The organism is Actinoplanes sp. NPDC051411, assembly GCF_040682075.1.
GTDB lineage: Bacteria > Actinomycetota > Actinomycetes > Mycobacteriales > Micromonosporaceae > Actinoplanes.
This window is the reverse complement of the sequence record NZ_JBFBAD010000258.1, coordinates 1-4268: the sequence shown is the minus strand read 5'-3', so window position 1 is coordinate 4268 and position 4268 is coordinate 1. Positions and strand designations below refer to the sequence as shown.

Sequence of the window (4268 nt, the reverse complement as noted above, 5' to 3'; positions counted from 1 at the left end):
GCGGGCGGACAGCAGCGCCATGCCTTGCACGAGGTGGGCCGTCGCCGTGCAGTAGCGCCCGCCTCCAGGATCAGCAGGCGCAGGCCGGGACGCAGCGCCGCCATCTCGTACGCCGCGGTCAGCCCCGTGATGCCGGCGCCGACCACGGTGACGTCGTAGGGCTCGCTCACCGGGGATCCGCCGGCGTCGTGACGGGAGCCGGCCGGTGGCTGGTGACCGGCCGCACGATCTCGCGGCACGAGGTGCTGGTGCAGCCCGCGCACCGCAGCCCGAACTGGCGCGAGCACGGCTCCCCGGACCGCAGGTGGGCGGCCACCACCTCGGCGAGGCCGTCGAGGAAGAGCGGGTCGTCGTTGGGCGCGGGCGCGCGCCGGAACCCGGTGACGCCGGCCTCCGCGGCGATCTCGGCGAACTCGTGGTCGATCTCGTGCAGGGTGTCGAGGTGGTCGGTCGTGAAGACGATGCCCACGATCAGCACGTGCCGGCGGCCCTGCCGGCCGAGCGCCCGGATCACCGACGCCGTCGAGGGGCCCTGCCACGCCACCGGTCCCACGTCGGCCTGGAACGACAGCGCGTACTCGTGGCTGAAGTCGAGGTGGCGCATCACCTCGTGCACGCTGGCCGCGACCTCCTGCAGGTACGCGTCGCCCCGGTTGATGATCCGCAACGGCAGGGAGTGCGCGCTGAACAGCACGACGACGTCGTCGCGTACCGCCTCGTCGAACTGCTGGAGGCCCTCGGCGACCTTGCGGGCGACCGTGCCGGTGAACGCCGGATGGCTGCCCCAGCGGTCGATGACGCTCCAGGTGAACGCCGACTCCAGCCCGAGATGACGGACCTGGCGCCACAGTTCGTGCAGGCTCGACCCGGTGGTGGAGCAGGAGAACTGGGGGTACTGCGAGAAGGCGACGGCGCGTTCGACGCCGTCCGCGGCCATCTGCCGCAGCGCTTCCCCGGTCAGCGGATCGGTGTAGCGGAACGCGAGGTAGCTGCGGTGGGGGGCGGTCTCCGGGCTCAGCCGGTCGAGCCGCTCGGCCATGCCCCGGCCCTGTTCGCTGGTCCAGTGGTAGAGCGGCGAGGCGCCGCCGATCGACTCGTACGTCCGGCGGAGCTTCGGCGTGCGCCGGCGGGCGATGAACGGGCCCAGCACACCCTGGGCCGGCAGCTGGATGATTTCCCGGTCCTCGAACAAGCGCTCCAGAAATGGCCCGACGTCGTCGAGGCCGCGCGGCCCGCCGAGATTGAGCATGACAATGCCGGTGCCGCCAGATGAATGCACCACGGTGCTCCCTGCTTCCCGTTTCTTCGCCCCCGTGCGGGGAAAGCTGAGGTCCGTTCCCGTGGGCAATATAGGTGGCCCGGAAGATCGATATCAACCGCTCGGCAGCGTCAACCAACGGCATTTGCCGGGCCGACTTGACATAGTGTTCGCCGCTCGACCGGTGAAATTTGTCCGGATAAAGCAGGTCGAATAACGCCATCTTTCATGCACAAGTGCGGATGTCGCCGTGGATTCCGGGAGCGCCCTTCCGCCGGTCGCGGTTCCGTTGCTAGGTTTTCGTGCAGTAAGCGATCATCGATCCGAGAGCGCATAACGAAACGGGGAGTCGTGAGCGCATTTATCGATGCCGCCCGGGGACAGGACGCCGCCCGGGCGCCGATCTGGATCATGCGGCAGGCCGGCCGCTACCTTCCGGAATACCGGGAAATCAAGGAACGGTACGGATTCTGGGAGATGTGCCGCACGCCCGACCTGATTACCGAGATCACGTTGCAGCCGATCCGGCGCTTCGGCATGGACGCCGCGATCCTGTTCAGCGACATCATGACCCCGCTGGCCGAATGCGGCGTCCGGATCGACTTCGCGCCCGGGCCGGTCATCGCCGAGCCGGTGCGCACCCGCGAGCAGATCGCGCGGCTGCGCACGCCGGGGTCCGACGAGATCGCGCCGTACGTGGTCAAGGGCGTCCGGGCCGTCCGGGAGCAGACCGAGGTGCCGTTGATCGGCTTCGCCGGTGCGCCGCTCACGCTGGCGACCTACCTGGTCGAGGGGCAGGGCAGCAAGGACTACAGCCTCTTCCGCAACTGGCTGTACGAGCAGCCGGGCGCCGCGCACGAACTGCTCGGCAAGCTGACCGAGGTGACCATCGCCTACCTGCGGGCCCAGATCGGCGCCGGTGTCCAGGCGGTGCAGCTGTTCGACAGCTGGGCCGGGCTGCACGACGCCGCGTCGTACGAGACGTTCGGCCGGCCGTACGCCGACCGGGTCCTGCGGGCGCTCGGCCCGGGCGACGTGCCCCGCATCTATCTCGCGATCGGCGCCCATCACCTCTACCCGCAGATCGGCACGCTGGCCGCCGAGGCGATCAGCGTCGACTGGCGGACACCCCTGTCGCACGCCCGGCGGATGCTGCCCGGCAAGGCGCTGCAGGGCAACCTGGACCCGTCGGCGCTGTGTGCCCCGCCCGAGGTGCTGCTGGAGCGGGCCGGCGAGGTCCTGCGCCAGGGGCTCGGCGGACCGCACATCTTCAACCTCGGGCACGGCATCGGGCCGTCCGCCCCGGTCGGCAACGTGCAACGCCTCGTGGAGTTCGTTCAGGGCTTCGACCGTACGGCGGCATTCGATCTCACGGCCGAAGGGGCGACGCGATGAGCTTCCGCCGCGACCGGGTGGTCGAGGTCATGCGGGCCGGGCAGGACGCGTTCAGCGGCGCCCTCGAGCAGTGCGACGGGCCGGGCGGCTTCGTGCGGCACACCTGGGCCCGTGACGGCGGAGGCGGCGGCGAGGCGCGCATCCTCGAGGGCGGCCGGGTCTTCGAGCGGGCCGGCGTCAACGTGTCGGTCGTGCACGGCGCCGAGGCTCCGCCCGCGCTCGCGGCCGAGCACGGCGTGGATCCCTCGGTCGGCTTCTTCGCAACCGGGCTTTCGACCGTGGTGCACCCGCGAAACCCGCACGTGCCCTCGTTCCACGCCAACTTCCGCTATTTCGAGATGGGTGAGGGAGCCTGGTGGTTCGGCGGCGGCGCCGACCTCACCCCCTCCTACGGGTACGAGGAGGACGCCGTCCACTTTCACCGGACGCTGCGCGACTGCTGCGACGCCCACGATCCCGAGTTCTATCCGGAAGCCAAGGCCGCGTGCGACCGCTACTTCTATCTGCCGCACCGGCACGAGACGCGGGGCGTCGGCGGCATCTTCTTCGACGGCCTGCACCCCCCGGGCCCGGACGGCTGGGACCGGGGGCTGGCCTTCGCCCGGCGGGGCATCGAGACGCTGGCCGCGGCCTATCTGCCGATCGTGCGGCGGCGCATGGACCGGCCGTACGGGGAACGGGAGCGGCAGTGGCAGCTCTACCGGCGCGGCCGGTACGTCGAGTTCAACCTGGTCTACGACCGGGGCACCAAGTTCGGCCTGCAGACCGGCGGCAACATCGAGGCGATCCTGATGTCGCTGCCGCCGCTGGCCGGGTGGGCGTTCGACGTGCGCCCCGAGCCGGGCAGCCCCGAGGCCGAGATGCGCGAGCGGTTCCTGACCCCGCGCGACTGGGCGTCCGAGGGCGTCCGGGTGGTCGCGCCGGCACCGTCCTAGCGCGGCGCCCGTTTCGTACGACAACGGCCGCCGAGCCGGCGGCCGAGGCAACCGCGAGGGTATTGGGGGTACCCGTGCCGGACGTACTGGTGGTCGGCCTGAGCCATCGCAGTGCTCCGCTCGCCGTCCTGGAACGCGCCGCGCTCGACCCGGACACCCGCGACGAGCTGCTGGCCCGGGTGGCCGACCCGGGGGTGGCGCGCGAGGCGGTGATCCTGGCGACCTGCAACCGGGTCGAGATCTACGCGGTGACCGACGCGCCGCGGCCGGCGGCCCAGCGGATCCTCGCGCTGCTGGCCGGGAAGACCGGCGTCGCCCTCCCGGAACTGAGCGCGAGCACCTATGTCCACGAAGGACCGGCCGCCGTGCGGCACCTGTTCCGGGTCGTCTGCGGGCTCGACTCGATGCTGGTCGGAGACGCGCAGATCCGCGGTCAGGTGCGCGAGGCCTATCGCCACGCGCAGCGGTTCGGTGCCGCCGGCCGCGGGCTGCACGAGCTTTTTCAGCGGGCGCTGCGGCTCGGCAAACGGGCCGAGTCCGACCAGGGCATCGGCCGGGCCGGGCGCTCGCTGGTCGACGTCGGCCTGGACCAGGTACGCCGGCACCTGGGCGACCTGACCGGCCGGCCCGCGCTGGTCGTCGGCGCGGGCGGGATGGGCTCGCTCGCAGCGTCCGCGCGG

The 4268-nt window shown here is 71.6% G+C and carries 4 protein-coding genes and 1 pseudogene; 3 read left to right on the top strand and 2 right to left on the bottom strand.

The features are described 5' to 3' along the window. Both AB0M88_RS52885 and hemH read right to left on the bottom strand, forming a co-directional pair. Positions 1–146: NAD(P)-binding protein (locus AB0M88_RS52885; RefSeq protein ID WP_364116149.1), on the bottom strand; the 146-nt coding region annotated here is incomplete at its 3' end. 20 nt (positions 147–166) lie between these two features. Continuing rightward, the gene (hemH, locus tag AB0M88_RS52880; protein ID WP_364116146.1) at positions 167–1282 is read right to left on the bottom strand and encodes a ferrochelatase; all 1116 of its coding nucleotides are present in this window, start codon (positions 1280–1282) and stop codon (positions 167–169) included. A 327-nt stretch (positions 1283–1609) separates the two neighbouring features. On the opposite strand from hemH, the gene hemE reads away from it, so the two are divergent. The 3 genes and pseudogenes from hemE to AB0M88_RS52865 all read left to right on the top strand — a co-directional run. Beyond that, positions 1610–2653: a uroporphyrinogen decarboxylase gene (gene hemE / locus AB0M88_RS52875; protein WP_364116143.1), complete on the top strand. Its 1044-nt coding sequence runs from the start codon at positions 1610–1612 to the stop codon at positions 2651–2653. Beyond that, positions 2650–3588, top strand: coding sequence for an oxygen-dependent coproporphyrinogen oxidase (gene hemF, locus AB0M88_RS52870; protein ID WP_364116141.1), 939 nt, complete (start codon positions 2650–2652; stop codon positions 3586–3588). Before hemE ends, hemF begins: the two co-directional genes overlap by 4 nt. A gap of 74 nt (positions 3589–3662) precedes the next feature. Further along, positions 3663–4268: pseudogene (locus tag AB0M88_RS52865) on the top strand (glutamyl-tRNA reductase); the annotation flags it as partial.